This is a genomic window from Klebsiella sp. GN_Kp190, assembly GCF_040061795.1.
In the GTDB taxonomy this organism is placed as follows: Bacteria; Pseudomonadota; Gammaproteobacteria; order Enterobacterales; family Enterobacteriaceae; genus Klebsiella; species Klebsiella michiganensis.
Genome location: NZ_JBEAFN010000017.1, coordinates 35,621 through 49,501, shown reverse-complemented (window position 1 = coordinate 49,501; position 13,881 = coordinate 35,621). Strand labels below are relative to the sequence as shown.

Genomic DNA, 13,881 nt, shown 5'->3' with positions numbered 1-13,881 from the left:
AGCTTCAACTTTTCAGAAAACCCCTGCCAGCGATGGCGGGGGTTTTTGCTTCATATAGCAGGTTGAAACAAAGGGCAGATGAATGACTGTCCACGATGCTATACCCAAAAGAAAGCGGCTTAACGGTCAGCTTTAACTTTTCAGAAAACCCCTGCCAGCGATGGCGGGGGTTTTTGCTTCATATGGCGGGTTGAAACACAGGACAGATGAATGACTGTCCACGACGCTATACCCCAAAAGAAAGCGGCTTAACGGTCAGCTTCAACTACTTCTAAAGCAATACGTTGGCATGTCTCAGACCTTTAAAGGTGAAAATGCGACGCAAACTGTGATACAGACGAGGCATACCAACGGCTGTTCCATCCCTAATACCCTCAAGTGCGACAACCGCTATTGCCTTTATTTCAGACTCCCGTCAGGCGTTTTTTTCGTGTGTCTCTGGGCTGCGATTCAGCGAGTAGAGCAAGATTTATATCTTCCCACTCTTTATGATCATTTCTTTTATAAAAGCGTCCAGGATGGAGCCAGCCCAACTTTTGGACATAGTGCAGAAAATGAAGAAATTAGAACAAAAAGACATTGATGATTATTTACCGCCTTTATCATTTCAGCGGCCTGGGTGTTAAACGTAGACGAGGTCGATGATTTCATGAAGGAGTGTCTGACAGTCACTGCTTCCTTCGGTATATCCGGCAACGTAACCCGGAACAGACAAACACGGCGAACGGGCAGGCACAGCAAAAGCTTTGATACTTCACAAAGCGAATGAAAAAACAGGAGGTATTCATTATATGAATTTTTTTAAAACATAGTTTCACTTTAAGGGGGAAACAACTTTCTGCTTGTGGTTGTTATTTGTACAATGAGTGTTGGACAAGATAAATTCACAGTAAGTAGAGGGATTTATGAAGCAATACACCAACGAACTCACGCCATCCGTACTCGCATCATTCAATCATCCATTCAGCGCAGAGCAACTGGCAAACGCAGACGAAGAGCAACGCCAGATTTTCAAATCCCATATTGAAGAAATGAAAGATCGTTCTTTAATGGCAATTTGGCGTTTTGCTACGACTGGAGCGCTCACCCGAAACGGTGGAAAGATTGAGAAAGCCAGCGCCAACGACACTTTTATTCTTGAGGATGGGAGCGAGGTTACTCGGGCAATGGTTGGGGATGACGTTGTTTATCCTGACGGAACACGCGCGAAAATCATCAACGGATCGGGGTCAGTCAATACCAACGGCAACGGCGTTTCTTATGCTCTCGTAGGAAGCCAGCTTGATAACGGTGATGTGATTGTTAGCACCCCACAAGATTATGCTCTCCTCTGCCAGTTAGACAACAGCCCAGCAATGCCAGCCGATTTTCTCGCTCCAGCGGCGCTCTAAAAAAAGGAGTCCAGAAAATGTCTACAGGCTTTTGGGTTGTGAAAGGCGATAAAACAACATGCGGGGGATCGGTACTGACCGGACACCCGAAAGGGAAGCAGATTGGCCCGAATCTAAACAGACAGGCAACAGTGGGCTGCCAGGTATCCTGCGGTAAACACCCAGGTATTTACAGCGTGGCAGGTGGATATCCTGGAGAGTATATTCATGGTCAGTTAGCCGCCAGTACGCTCTACAGCCGCTCTACCTGTCCGTGTAAGTCATTTTTCATCGCCACCCATACTTTTATGCGACACGGCCCTTATCAGGCACCAGTGCGGGCAACATCCACACCAGCGGCCGCGAAAGCCACACCTGATTCAGTACAAGAACCAGAGCAGCACGCCCAAGTAGCGAAGAAGCAAAACAGTTTTGCTGACACCTGCAAGCCAGAAGATAACCAACTTCTGAACGGCGTTTACATCTGGACTGAAACCACCGACGCAGGACATGCTTATGTTTCTGTACACGAGAATAACTCGATCTATGTTTACACATACGGGCGCTTTGGTCGGAAAGGCCCGGCCACATTAACAGGTGATGGGATTCTTAACTTCCTGACTGGCGATGATGCACGCCTTTACTATCGTGAAGAACTGTACAAATACCAAGCGAGAGTTTTTCAGATCGACGATGTTACTACGGAGGAAACCCGCAGAATTTTTGAATCTCTATGGAACTCCGGTAAAACACCCGTTTTCACGGAGGCGATGGGAGACCGTACTAAGCGGCGCGGAAAGGTGATAGACGTTTACGATTTAACCGGCAGCAACTGCACAACTCACACGGTACAAGTGATCAGAGAAGCAGGGACTAAAATCTTTGACACCAGTTACACATCGACAACAACGCAGCTTCGTATCGACAATGAAGAAGATTTCACTATCCCTGTATCTTTACAGCGTTACTTGACGGAAAAGAGCGGCGATCTGTCTTCAATGAACGTTATGGAAGTCACCAGCTCATTCAGAGAACAGTATCCGAACATCGAACAATTCAAGCCTAACTCTGAAAGCCTCACAGGACGAGTGGAGGAAGGGCTTGCTAACAGTGCGTCAACGGTTGGATCATCTTCGGGCTATTCTGGGGGCACGATTGGCGGCATTTTAGGTGGTTCGTATGACATTGACGAATAGAGCAAAGGCTATCCTTCGATGGGGAGGCATTGCTTTAGTATTCGCAATTTACTCTATCGCCTTGATGATACCTGTGCTTGATTTTGGACTAACCCGGAAATACAACGGCCCCCCTTCAACAGGTCAGATGGAAGCCCGTTTATGTGAAGCGATCATAAATGACTTAGCGCGTTCAGTGGATAGCCTCTTAATCACTGCATTTGTCGGTAGCGCCATTTGTCTTGTTTTAGTCTTGCTTATCTTCAAGAAAGTGAGATGACCGTCAAAGGCTGGAGAGATCCAGCCTTTCCCCTTTTCCCTGTTTTTAGACAATACAAGTCTAATACACGTTGGTGGTAAGACAACGCACTGGAGTGCCCCCCGAGCCAGTGTCATTGTCTCACTTCTGAACAGAAAGAGATTTAAGGAGATCTGCCAGCTATACAAAGAGAAGTTCGGCAGCCTTCCCGATGCCGTATTATTGTTCGAGAACGTTAACTCACTTTACTTCAAGGGCGCATACGGCATAAAAACGCAGTTTATATTTATGCCGCTATTGTGGAATAAAAGCTCAATACTGACCAAAAATGATGATAAAGATTTCATCCGGGGATTACCGAAACGGATTATCAGGCCATTTTATGTAGAGGCACTTCTTGGTCTGGTTAGTATAGTATTTTTTGTAATTGCAGGGATTTTGATGCTGGCGATAAAACACGGTTGGGTGTGAAAGACACGTACCTGGCGGGCTTTACCCTGCCATACAAAGTGAGATACGGTCTGCGACACAATCCCCAGCGCCGCAGATACCTGACGTATGGTTGAACGAAGCCGGCTGAGCGGTCCGTTTCAACTTATTAGACAACCCCTGCCAGCAATAGCGGGGCTTTTGCTTTGGGTTGTAGCAACGGCGCGGGTGTAGTCGATCAGGAAAGGCGTCAGCCGCCACCTGACAAGAAAGCGGCACAATGGGGGAAACAGATTTGCCATCAACCGCATTATGACTCATACGGTTATGCGTCCTTCTTGCTTAATTAATATATTTAAAATAAATGACTTCAATTGTAGTATTCATGTTTGTTATGTATTTCCTGATTTAACTACATTTATGCGAACTATTTTTTACATTTCGTCATCGGCTTATGAAAAATAATAGCCAGCCACATCGGTGATAATTAATCAGGATAAAACAAAAAATGAAATTAATGACTCGCATTGCAGTGACAACCGTCCTCGCTACGGGCTTCTCAATGGCGGCACAGGCTGCGGATGTTAACGCTGCGCCAGCCCCGGCGCAGGATCCGATTGTCCAACACTTAAAACTGACCCAGGATCAGGTAACGAAAATTAAAAGCCTGCACCAGCAGCTGGAAAAAAACGTTCAGCAGATCTCCCAGAAAGATATTAAAGACGGCGTATTATTTGATGTGATTGATTCCGGAAAATGGAATGAAAAAGCGGTCAAAGATCAGCTGGCGGCGTTTAGTAAAGTCGAACAGCAGGTCCGCTATTATCGCGTGAAGTACTATTTTGATGTGAATCAGGTCCTGACGCCAGAACAGCGTAAGCAGGTCCAAAAAGATTTAGCTCAGGCGCTGAGTGAGTAAATCTATCGGCCCCGGCCGGGGCCGATATTGACGTCAGGCGACGCTTTCTTCTTCCTGGAGCCGTATCTCCGCTTCTGCGACGATCGCCTCCAGTTCGCTCAACATCTCTTCATAACCAAAGCTAACCGTTGTTATGGTTTCTGGCTGCGGCTGCGATGCTGCCAGCACCGCTTTTTTTGTTTTCTTCTTGCCCACTGACACACTCCCTTACTGCCGTTGTTACACAGGTAAATCTATCAGCAAAGCGCGCAGCGGCGTATCGGCAACGAGGGTAATGTTAGCTTCGTCACGAATAAACGCGCCATCACCGCAGGTCAAAGCCTGTTTCTCTTCTTCCTGCACTCGCGCATGTACCGTGCCGTGAATCGACTGCAGGTAGGCGCGCGGGCCGTAGAGCTGCACGTTAAGCTGCTCGCCTTTCGCCAGATTGATATGGTGGATCCATACCTGCTGGCGCAGCTGGAGACTGTTCTGGCTGCCGTCCGGCGAAGCCAGCAGCTGCTGCGCTCCCTCGGCGATAGCGATTTTTTGCACCAGCGGGTTTTCATGCTGCGGGCAGGCGTCCAGCCACAGCTGGATTCGCGTCAGCGAGCTCTCTTTGCTCAGGTTGTGCTCGCTGTAGCTCACGCCGGGCTGGGTGGATATCAGCAGCGCTTCGCCAGCTTTAGCCTGGATATGGTTGCCATCGCTGTCGCGGTATTCCGCTTCACCTTCCAGTATCAGGTTCAGAATGTCGACTTTCGGATAGGTACGCGGCTGGAACGACGCGCCGGGCGCCAGGACTTCCTGGTTGAGCACGCGCAGCGACGCGTAACCTAGCAATTTCGGGTCGAAGTAGTGGCCAAAGGAAAAGGTGTAGCGGGCCTGCAGCCAGCCGAAGTCGGCTTGACCGCACTGTTTGGCTGTTCGGGTTGTAATCATCTTCTTGACCTCTCTTTACACTAAATCAATGGTAAAGGTATGGACGCTGTATTGTTAGCCAGATATTCTGCCCGGTATGTTCAAATTTCCTGAATGAGAGAACGATGGCTAAAGAGAGAGCATTAACGCTGGAAGCGTTACGCGTTATGGATGCGATTGACCGGCGCGGAAGCTTTGCGGCGGCGGCTGATGAGCTTGGTCGAGTGCCTTCAGCGCTCAGCTATACCATGCAAAAGCTGGAAGAAGAGCTGGATGTCGTTCTGTTTGACCGTTCAGGTCATCGAACAAAATTCACCAACGTTGGCCGAATGCTGCTCGAGCGCGGGCGCGTTCTGCTGGAAGCGGCGGATAAGCTGACAACCGATGCTGAAGCGCTATCGCGCGGCTGGGAAACGCACCTGACCATCGTCACCGAGGCGCTGGTACCCACCACCGACCTGTTTCCGCTAATTGAAAAGCTCGCGACCAAATCGAACACCCAGCTGTCGATTATTACCGAAGTGCTGGCCGGGGCATGGGAGCGCCTTGAGCAGGGGCGGGCGGATATTGTCGTTGCGCCGGATATGCATTTTCGTTCCTCCTCGGAAATTAACTCCCGTAAGCTCTATTCGGTTATGAGCGTCTACGTTGCCGCCCCTGACCATCCCATTCACCTCGAGCCTGAGCCGCTTTCTGAAGTCACGCGCGTGAAGTATCGCGGCGTGGCGGTGGCGGACACCGCCCGCGAACGTCCGGTGCTGACGGTGCAGCTGCTTGATAAACAGCCGCGATTAACCGTGAGCTCGATCGAAGATAAACGCCAGGCGCTGCTGGCAGGGTTGGGCGTCGCCACGATGCCCTATCCGCTGGTTGAGCGGGATATTGCCGAAGGGCGCCTGCGGGTGGTCAGCCCGGAGTACAGCAACGAGATCGACATTATTATGGCCTGGCGCCGGGACAGCATGGGTGAGGCAAAATCATGGTGTCTGCGGGAAATCCCGAAGCTATTTATGGCAAGATAAAACAAAATGCGCCCCTTTTTGACGAGGGGCGCATGGTCAGTAAGAGGTCGGTTTCGGGTCCGGCCCGAAGCGGTTATTGCCGGGAGTGCCGTTCTGGCAATTGAAGACCAGGATCACCAGCCAGCCGATCACGGGGATCAGCAGTAATAACAGCCACCATGCCGAGCGGTCGGTGTCGTGCAATCGACGAAACTGCACCGCCCACCACGGTAAGAATATCAGCACGCCATAGATGGTCGTCAGAATGCCTTCCCCTCCGGCGCGCTGCCATCCGAGCATTTTATCAATAATGCTGAGTACGCCGGTCAGGATGATGTTGACCAGAATAAACATCCAGTACTCTTTGCGCCGGGCGCGGCCGCCAAATCCAATGTAGTTTTTTAATACTTTAAGATACCAGTCCATTTTTACGCCTCGATTAACCGTCAATCACTTGTTTTTAAAGCGATCGAAATAAGAATAGACGTGAATGAAATGCTGGTAAATATTTGTTTTGTGAATTGTTGGGCGCAGTAAAGGGCGCCCAACGGATTAGCGGAAGCGAAGATCGCGGCCGTGCGGTTCGTTAAGATCCTGCTGCGGGCCGACGGAGATAATCCCGGTTGGGTTGATCGTCTTATGGCTACGGTAGTAATGGTTGCGAATATGGGCAAAATCCACCGTTTCCGCGATGCCCGGCATCTGGTAGATATCGCGCAGGAAGCCATAAAGATTGAGATAATCGCTGATGCGGCGTTTGTCGCATTTAAAGTGGGTCACATACACCGGGTCGAAACGAACCAGGGTGGTCCACAGACGAATATCGGCCTCCGTCAGCTGGTTACCGGTCAGGAAGCGGTGTTGACCAAGGATTTGTTCCAGACGCTCCAGAGACGTAAATACCCCATCGACCGCTTCGTCATAGGCCTGCTGGCTGGTGGCGAATCCGGCTTTATAGACCCCGTTGTTGACGTTGTCATAGATCCAGCCGTTCAGCTCATCAATTTGCGCGCGCAGCTCAGGCGGGTAGTAATCTCCAGCGCGGGCACCCAGTCCGTCAAATGCGGTATTCAACATGCGGATGATTTCCGCCGACTCATTGCTGACGATGGTTTGCTGCTTTTTGTCCCACAATACGGGCACCGTGACGCGCCCGCTGTAGCGGGGATCGGCATGCAGATAAAGCTGATAAAGAAATTCGTGCTGGTAGAGGGTATCGCCCGTCGCTGCCGGGAAGCTATCGTCGAAAGTCCAGCCGTTCTCGAACATCAGGGGGTTGACCACGGAGACGGAGATAAACGGCTCCAGTCCTTTCAGGCTGCGCAGGATCAGGGTGCGATGCGCCCATGGGCAGGCCAGAGAAACGTACAGATGGTAACGGTCTTTTTCCGCAGCGAACCCGGCTTCGCCGCTTGGGCCCGGTGCGCCGTCGGCGGTTAGCCAGTTGCGAAAGGCGGACACAGAACGCTTAAATCGCCCTCCGGTGGATTTGGTGTCATACCAGGTATCGTGCCAGACGCCGTCAACTAATTGTCCCATTATTTCCTCCTTCAGATAGCAAAAGCGAGGAGAAGTCCCCTCGCTTTTTTATTTACTAGTATAGTGCGCTTACCACTTTTTATTCAGGACGCGGTCAATACTAAAGGCGCCTGGACCGGTGATAGCCAGCAGCAGGAAGCCGCCTGCGATGCTCAGGTTTTTCATGAACATCAGCGAGTTCACGCCCTCAGCAAAGTTGCTGTGGAACAGAAACGCGGTCAGCACGGTGAAGCCTGCGGTGAACAGCGCGGTGGTGCGGGTCAGGAAACCGAACAGAATCGCCAGACCGCCGCCGAATTCAAGCAGGATAACCAGCGGCAGCATAAACCCAGGGACGCCCATGGCTTCCATATATTGTTGAGTACCCGCATAACCGGTGATTTTTCCCCAACCTGCGGTGATAAACAGAATGGGCATCAGAATGCGCGCTACCAGTACACCAACATCTTCTAATTTTTTCATTTCTTACTCCAGAAAACCCAAAGGGCGGCGATTTTGTTTTTTGGTGCAATCCTGCGTAGTTACGCGGGCTTGCTGTCGATGGAGAGGATATTAGCGAGGATGAGATGTGATTGTTAGCAAGGAAAACTGTAGATCTTCTTCAAAGTTTCTGAGTAATTTTTGATAAAGGACATGAATGTAAGTGGGGCTGTAGCGGGTCGTACAGGCGGTGCTGCGCAAAATGACGGTAGACGCTGAAAGGCGAAAGCGGTCTGCTGGTGAGCAAGAAGAGGGGCAAACCTGACGGGGACAGCGGGGCGAGAGGGATGCCGGGCGGCGGCTGGCGCCGGACCCGGTCATTAGCCTTAGCGCGAGGTGGACTGACGCAGCAGATTGCGTGCCATCCGCCAGGTGCTCCAGATACCGAGGCTGCGCTTTGCCCAGCGCATCAAAAAGCGCGGATGGCGAACGGACCATATTGCCACGATGCCGCTGCCGACCATTGCCCATGAACGCAGATTGAGGAAGGTGTTCCAGCCGCGATCAATGGGCGCGGTCGCTTCAATCCAGTGGCGGTGGCTGGCGCTAAGGTCCAGCCGCTGCTGTTGGATCAGGCGCAGCAAAAGCGCTTTTTGTCGTTCGCGTTCCTGCTGTTCGCGGCTCATGGCTTATCGTCCTCCAGCAATGCGCGGTCGTTAGCCAGCTCCTGACGCGTGAAGCGCAGGAACGTTGAACGTCGGGCTTTGCGTAAGGTCCAGATACCGCCAATGAGCGCTGCCAGCAGCAGGATAGCGGTGGTGGCGATCATCACGTTGAGCCGATACTGCGCATCGACGGCCCAGATGATGAGCACCAGCATGCTCATCAGCCCGAACGCGGCAAACAGCAGCGTCAGCCCGAGCATCAGGAACAGCTGGAAGAGATTGGCTTTCTCCTCTTCCAGCTCCACGACGACCAGGCGCAGGCGCGTTTCCACCATCTCGACCAGCAAAGTGACTATTCGCTGTCCGATGCCGAAAACGCTTTGCCCAGGCCCTTGCGTGCTTTTAGAGTTCGCCATAATTAACGACGCGTCAGCAGGACACCCAGTACCAGCCCGACGGCAGCACCAATTCCCACGCCGGTCCAGGGGTTTTCACGGACGTATTCATCTGCACGCGCAGCGGTTTCTCGCGTTTGCTTCAGGAGAGCATCGCTGGTTTCACCCAGGCGAACACGGCTTTCCTTCAGCGCGCTTTCGGCTTTACTGCGCAGCTTACCAATCTCTTCTTTCGACTTATCCGTGGAGGAGTTCAGCACTTCTTCCAGGGTATCAGCCAGCGTCTTCAGTTCCGCACGCAGGTCTTCTGCAACGTTATCTTTAGCCATGTTTATCTCCTGTTAAAGTGGTCCATATTGGTCTTGCTTAATCGATTAGTACTCGCGAGACTGCAGCTCTTTCAGTTCCTGCTGCGCTTCATCAAGTTTACGTTGACGCTTGCTGATTTTGTCAGCATCGCCTTTCTGTTCGGCTTCGCGCAGGTCGTTCCGACGTTCGGTAATTTCTTCCTGCTGTTTGGCGATTTTTTTCTGGTGATCGGCTTTGAGCTGGCTGTCGCTGCAGTGCGCTTTTACTTCGCTCAGCGCCTTTTTCAGACCGTCAATACGGTGCTGGTTATGATGCTTTTCTGCGTAGCTGATCTCCCGCTGGATATCCTGCTCTTTTTCCTGGCAAGGGGAGATGGCAAAGGCGCTGGCGCTCAGTGATGACAGAACCAGGATCAAAGCGATGCGGTGTTTCATGGATACGACCTTCCATTGTGTGGGGGAATATCTCAGGATATCCCCTATCCAGTTGAGTAACGTGAGTCTGGTGACGCCCGCAAACTTAATGATAGTAAGTAAACCGGGAAATCACCAAACAGGGTGAATATATTCGGAATTTTCGTGGATTACCCGAATCTGTGCGGCGTATCGCGCAGGCGCGAAATCCAGGCGGTAGGCGAATCATCGTCTTCCACTAAAGCGATAATATAACCATGCGGTAGAGCGCGGCCCAAAACTTCTTTTGCCGCGGCGCCCTGAGCGCTGGAGTCAAACTTGATAAGCAAACCGTCATTCTGCGGCGTAATGCTTTTAAAACGGATACCGTTAGCATCGAGATGGTGCCAGACGGAAAAACCGTCCGGCATGCTGATACCCTGACTAACGGGACGAATAGCCAGCGTGGATTCCTGCTGTTGCACGGTGAGCCAGAGCCAGAACAGGCCGCACAGGAGTAGCGAACCGCCCAGCACCCAGCTTATCTGACGCAGAGAGGAGCGTGTCATCTCCATCGTTAGCCCCGGCTTCTGTATTTTTTCTTCCACAGGACAATCAGCGAACCTATCAGGCCAAACACCAGCAGCGCGACGGGCAGCAGCATCAGGCAGGACATCAGCTGATCTTCATACTTCAGGAATACCGGCGTTTTCCCCAGCAGGTATCCCAGCGAGGTCAGGATCAGAACCCACAGCAGCCCGCTCATCCAGTTAAAAAACTGGAAGCGTGCGCTGCTCAGGCCTGATAGCCCGGCGATGGTCGGCAGCAGCGTACGAACGAAAGCGATAAAGCGGCCAATCAGCAGTGCGGAAAGCCCGTGCTTATGGAACAGGTGATGCGCGCGCTGATGATAGTGCGAAGGGAGGTGCGATAGCCAGTTTTGTACGATTCGCGTATTGCCAAGCCATCGGCCCTGAATATAGCTCAGCCAGCAGCCGAGACTTGCCGCCGCGGTGAGCAGCAGCAGCGTTTCCGGAAAGCCCATCGCGCCTTTGGCTATCAGGACGCCGACCAGCACAAGCAGGCTATCGCCGGGCAAAAAGGCGGCGGGTAGCAAACCGTTCTCAAGGAACAAAATCATAAATAAGACAAAGTACAGCATGCCAATCATGGAGGGATTAGCGAGAGTTTCGTAATCCTGAGCCCACAAGGCGTTCAATAATTGGGTTAATAGTTCCATTCACGATTCCTGGTACATCGGTTAACGGCACGTCTGAACGCGGTATATGCACGGCGACATAGCTTTTTATTAGATTATGGTCGCTACTGCGCTCTGAACGGTTCCCTGTTTAAAAGTGAAGTAAGCCAAAGCTAACTCTCAGAACGACAAAATGCATCTAATTGTAACAAACCCGCTGACTTTACGTCATAGAAATTGCAGTTTGTTGCATTCTGATTTTGCTGATTGCGAAGGAGGGTGGCGAGTGTATTTACACAGGCTGACACTATATATGCTTTGCTTACCCTAAGGCTTTACGGGCAGCGGAGGAATCGCTGCCCTGCAGAAGGAGAACGTCTATTTTACGCCGTTGGCGGCCGTATCGAGATGAACCACGGGATTATCGGCAAACAGGTAGCGATCGGCATTGAATTCAAAGTCGTCGCTGGTTTCGTTGAACAACATCAGCTTGGTATTTTCCAGATGCTGCCACATCGCCAGCTTAGCCGCATGTGGATCTTTGCGAATCAGCGCTTTAAGAATTTGGTCATGATCGTCGCACCAGTTATCGACGGTACGTGAGTCGATATGGTCGTGCAGTTTTTTCCAGTACGGGTTATGCACGCGCTGGGTCCACATTTTTTCGACGATAGCGGCTAACGCCGTATTTTGCGTCGCCAGCGCGACCTGGACATGGAACTGAAGATCCCATTCGGAATCGCGGAAGCACTTCTCTTTACGCGCTTTTTCCTGGATTTCCATCAGCTTCATGATGTCCTGCTTGGTCACCTGAGTCGCCGCGAATTCGGCAATATTGCTTTCTATCAGCTGACGGGCCTGCAACAGCTCAAAAGGACCATAATTGGCAAATTCCAGCGATTCGTCGGCAATTTGCTGATGTTTTGGATGATTAGAGATGACGTGGATGCCGGAGCCTTTGCGGACCTCAACGTAGCCTTCAACTTCCAGCATAATGATGGCTTCGCGAACCACGGTACGACTTACGCTTTTTTCATCAGCGATAAACCGCTCTGCGGGTAGCTTATCGCCCACAAGGTAGACACCTTGTTCAATGCGCGTTTTAAGCTCAGCAGCAAGCTGCTGATACAGACGACGCGATTCAGTGATTTCCATATTCGCTCCCGGGAGATGGCGACAATATTGGATTTGTTATACCACTTTTACGCGCTTCTCACCATAAGAAGAGACGAAAAAGCCGCCTTAATCAAGGCGGCTTTCGGAGGGGATAACTCGCGTGCCTCTAGCTTTGCGTGGCGGGTTTACTCGTTTCCAGCGGTGTCGTGTCGTCATCCGCCGATTTATTTTTCAGCACGGTCCAGATAACCACGGCGCCCAGCACATCGAAAACCGCCAGCACGGCGAACAGCGGGCTAAAGCCGATAGTGTCCGCCAGCGCGCCAACCACCAGGGCAAACATCGTGCTCGCCAGCCAGGCGGCCATACCGGTCATGCCGTTCGCCGTCGCTACTTCGTTACGCCCAAACACGTCGGAAGAGAGGGTAATTAACGCACCGGACAGCGCCTGGTGAGCAAAGCCGCCGACGCACAGCAGGGCGATAGCGACAAACGGGCTGGTGAACAGGCCGATCATCCCCGGGCCAATCATCAGCACCGCGCCCAGGGTGACGACCATTTTGCGCGAAACGATGAGGTTAACGCCAAACCAGCGCTGGAACAGCGGCGGCAGATAGCCCCCAACGATACAGCCAAGATCGGCAAACAGCATCGGCATCCACGCAAACATCGCGATCTCTTTCAGGTTAAAGCCGTAGACTTTAAACATGAACAGCGGGATCCAGGCGTTGAAGGTCCCCCACGCCGGCTCGGCAAGGAAACGCGGCAGGGCGATACCCCAGAACTGACGGTTGCGCAGAATCTGCCACGGCGACATTTTCTTGCCGTTGTTGGTCTGATGCTGAGATTCCTGGCCGCCGATAATGTAGTCGCGTTCTTCTTCAGTTAATTTTTTCTGATCGCGCGGGTGTTTGTAGAAAATCAGCCACGCCATCGCCCAGGCAAAGCTCAGAACGCCGGAGATAATAAACGCCATCTGCCAGCTGTGCATCACGATGGCCCAAACCACCAGCGGTGGGGCAATCATGGCGCCGATCGAGGAGCCGACGTTGAAGTAGCCAACGGCGATAGAGCGCTCTTTTGCCGGGAACCATTCGGAGCTGGCTTTCAGGCCCGCAGGGATCATTGCCGCTTCGGCGGCACCCACCGCGCCGCGCGCCAGCGCCAGACCGCCCCAGCTTCCCGCCAGCGCCGTAGAGCCGCAGAACACTGCCCATGCGATAGCAAAGAAGGCATAGCCGATTTTAGTGCCTAAAACATCCAGCACGTAGCCGGCAACGGGTTGCATAACGGTATAGGCAGCGGAATAGGCCGCGATGATATAGGAATACTGTTGGGTGGAGATGTGTAACTCTTCCATCAGAGTCGGCGCAGCTGCCGCCACAGTGTTACGCGTCAGGTACCCCAGCACGGTACCTAACGTCACCAGTGCGATCATGTACCAACGTAACCCTTTAATTTTACGCATGTAAACCTCATCGTTTGTTATATATCCGCAGCGGGTGCGGCTATCTTCCAGCCCTGTAACTGAGGCGAAGAAGGTGAAACGGAGGGTTCAGGAGAGGAAACCTCGTATGGCCCGAACCTTGCCATTAACTGTTGTGTCTAATTCGGTGTCCATACCGGTAAATCCGACGTGATAGTTCGTCGGTAATGCATTCCGTCGGTTTATATGTTTCGACGGCAGCAAGATAACTTGTCATACAACTTCAAAAGTTGAGTGACGTCACAAAAGTGGGAAAGTTTGTGTGGGCATTCGTTCATGCGAAAAAGGCCAGAGCTGGCGCGCTCTGG

The 13,881-nt window shown here is 52.0% G+C and carries 17 protein-coding genes and 1 pseudogene; 5 read left to right on the top strand and 13 right to left on the bottom strand.

Annotation, left to right across the window (positions count from 1 at the left end):
* Positions 1-588: 588 nt before the first annotated feature.
* The 4 genes and pseudogenes from ABLU67_RS13100 to ABLU67_RS13085 all read left to right on the top strand — a co-directional run.
* Positions 589-706 (top strand): annotated as a pseudogene (locus tag ABLU67_RS13100) (IS3 family transposase); the annotation flags it as partial.
* Between the two features lie 199 nt (positions 707-905).
* Entirely contained in the window at positions 906-1,391 is a 486-nt protein-coding gene (locus tag ABLU67_RS13095; protein ID WP_185219784.1) for a PAAR domain-containing protein, read from the top strand.
* A gap of 17 nt (positions 1,392-1,408) precedes the next feature.
* On the top strand, positions 1,409-2,566 hold the full coding sequence (locus ABLU67_RS13090; protein ID WP_185219785.1) for a PAAR domain-containing protein: 1,158 nt from the start codon (positions 1,409-1,411) through the stop codon (positions 2,564-2,566).
* 1,175 nt (positions 2,567-3,741) lie between these two features.
* Positions 3,742-4,152, top strand: coding sequence for a Spy/CpxP family protein refolding chaperone (locus ABLU67_RS13085; RefSeq protein WP_014226947.1), 411 nt, complete (start codon positions 3,742-3,744; stop codon positions 4,150-4,152).
* 33 nt (positions 4,153-4,185) lie between these two features.
* On the opposite strand, the gene ABLU67_RS13080 is transcribed toward ABLU67_RS13085, so the two are convergent.
* Together ABLU67_RS13080 and ABLU67_RS13075 are read right to left on the bottom strand one after the other, a co-directional pair.
* Positions 4,186-4,347 (bottom strand): hypothetical protein, encoded by a 162-nt coding sequence (locus ABLU67_RS13080; protein ID WP_162934508.1) that lies wholly within the window; start codon positions 4,345-4,347, stop codon positions 4,186-4,188.
* 24 nt (positions 4,348-4,371) lie between these two features.
* Positions 4,372-5,073 carry a pirin family protein gene (locus tag ABLU67_RS13075; RefSeq protein ID WP_064404305.1) on the bottom strand — a complete coding sequence of 234 codons (702 nt, stop codon included), beginning with the start codon at positions 5,071-5,073 and terminating at the stop codon, positions 4,372-4,374.
* Positions 5,074-5,177: 104 nt separating this feature from the next.
* On the opposite strand from ABLU67_RS13075, the gene ABLU67_RS13070 reads away from it, so the two are divergent.
* Complete coding sequence (locus ABLU67_RS13070) at positions 5,178-6,074, top strand: LysR family transcriptional regulator (protein WP_014226944.1); 897 nt, start codon at positions 5,178-5,180, stop codon at positions 6,072-6,074.
* A 36-nt stretch (positions 6,075-6,110) separates the two neighbouring features.
* Here the strand turns inward: ABLU67_RS13070 and ABLU67_RS13065 are convergent, their stop codons facing one another.
* The 11 genes from ABLU67_RS13065 to ABLU67_RS13015 form a co-directional block, all read right to left on the bottom strand.
* A complete protein-coding gene (locus ABLU67_RS13065) occupies positions 6,111-6,479 on the bottom strand; it encodes a DUF805 domain-containing protein (protein ID WP_004105984.1) in 369 nt (122 codons plus the stop codon).
* Positions 6,480-6,605: 126 nt separating this feature from the next.
* Complete coding sequence (locus tag ABLU67_RS13060; RefSeq protein WP_064404304.1) at positions 6,606-7,592, bottom strand: glutathione S-transferase family protein; 987 nt, start codon at positions 7,590-7,592, stop codon at positions 6,606-6,608.
* Between the two features lie 69 nt (positions 7,593-7,661).
* On the bottom strand, positions 7,662-8,054 hold the full coding sequence (locus tag ABLU67_RS13055; protein ID WP_004125512.1) for a DoxX family protein: 393 nt from the start codon (positions 8,052-8,054) through the stop codon (positions 7,662-7,664).
* 344 nt (positions 8,055-8,398) lie between these two features.
* Positions 8,399-8,698, bottom strand: coding sequence for a YqjK family protein (locus ABLU67_RS13050; RefSeq protein ID WP_004854457.1), 300 nt, complete (start codon positions 8,696-8,698; stop codon positions 8,399-8,401).
* Complete coding sequence (locus ABLU67_RS13045) at positions 8,695-9,093, bottom strand: phage holin family protein (RefSeq protein WP_004854455.1); 399 nt, start codon at positions 9,091-9,093, stop codon at positions 8,695-8,697. The genes ABLU67_RS13050 and ABLU67_RS13045 overlap by 4 nt, the downstream gene beginning before the upstream one ends.
* Before the next feature lie 2 nt (positions 9,094-9,095).
* Entirely contained in the window at positions 9,096-9,401 is a 306-nt protein-coding gene (locus tag ABLU67_RS13040; protein ID WP_004854453.1) for a YqjD family protein, read from the bottom strand.
* A gap of 45 nt (positions 9,402-9,446) precedes the next feature.
* Positions 9,447-9,815, bottom strand: a complete 369-nt coding sequence (locus ABLU67_RS13035; RefSeq protein WP_014226939.1) for a DUF1090 domain-containing protein — start codon at positions 9,813-9,815, stop codon at positions 9,447-9,449.
* A 149-nt stretch (positions 9,816-9,964) separates the two neighbouring features.
* A complete protein-coding gene (gene mzrA, locus ABLU67_RS13030) occupies positions 9,965-10,342 on the bottom strand; it encodes an EnvZ/OmpR regulon moderator MzrA (protein WP_161506366.1) in 378 nt (125 codons plus the stop codon).
* An 8-nt stretch (positions 10,343-10,350) separates the two neighbouring features.
* The gene (yqjA, locus tag ABLU67_RS13025; protein WP_004125499.1) at positions 10,351-11,013 is read right to left on the bottom strand and encodes a DedA family general envelope maintenance protein YqjA; all 663 of its coding nucleotides are present in this window, start codon (positions 11,011-11,013) and stop codon (positions 10,351-10,353) included.
* 336 nt (positions 11,014-11,349) lie between these two features.
* Positions 11,350-12,126 carry a transcriptional regulator ExuR gene (exuR, locus tag ABLU67_RS13020; protein ID WP_004854448.1) on the bottom strand — a complete coding sequence of 259 codons (777 nt, stop codon included), beginning with the start codon at positions 12,124-12,126 and terminating at the stop codon, positions 11,350-11,352.
* 127 nt (positions 12,127-12,253) lie between these two features.
* Entirely contained in the window at positions 12,254-13,555 is a 1,302-nt protein-coding gene (locus tag ABLU67_RS13015; protein WP_004854445.1) for an MFS transporter, read from the bottom strand.
* Between the last annotated feature and the right edge of the window lie 326 nt (positions 13,556-13,881).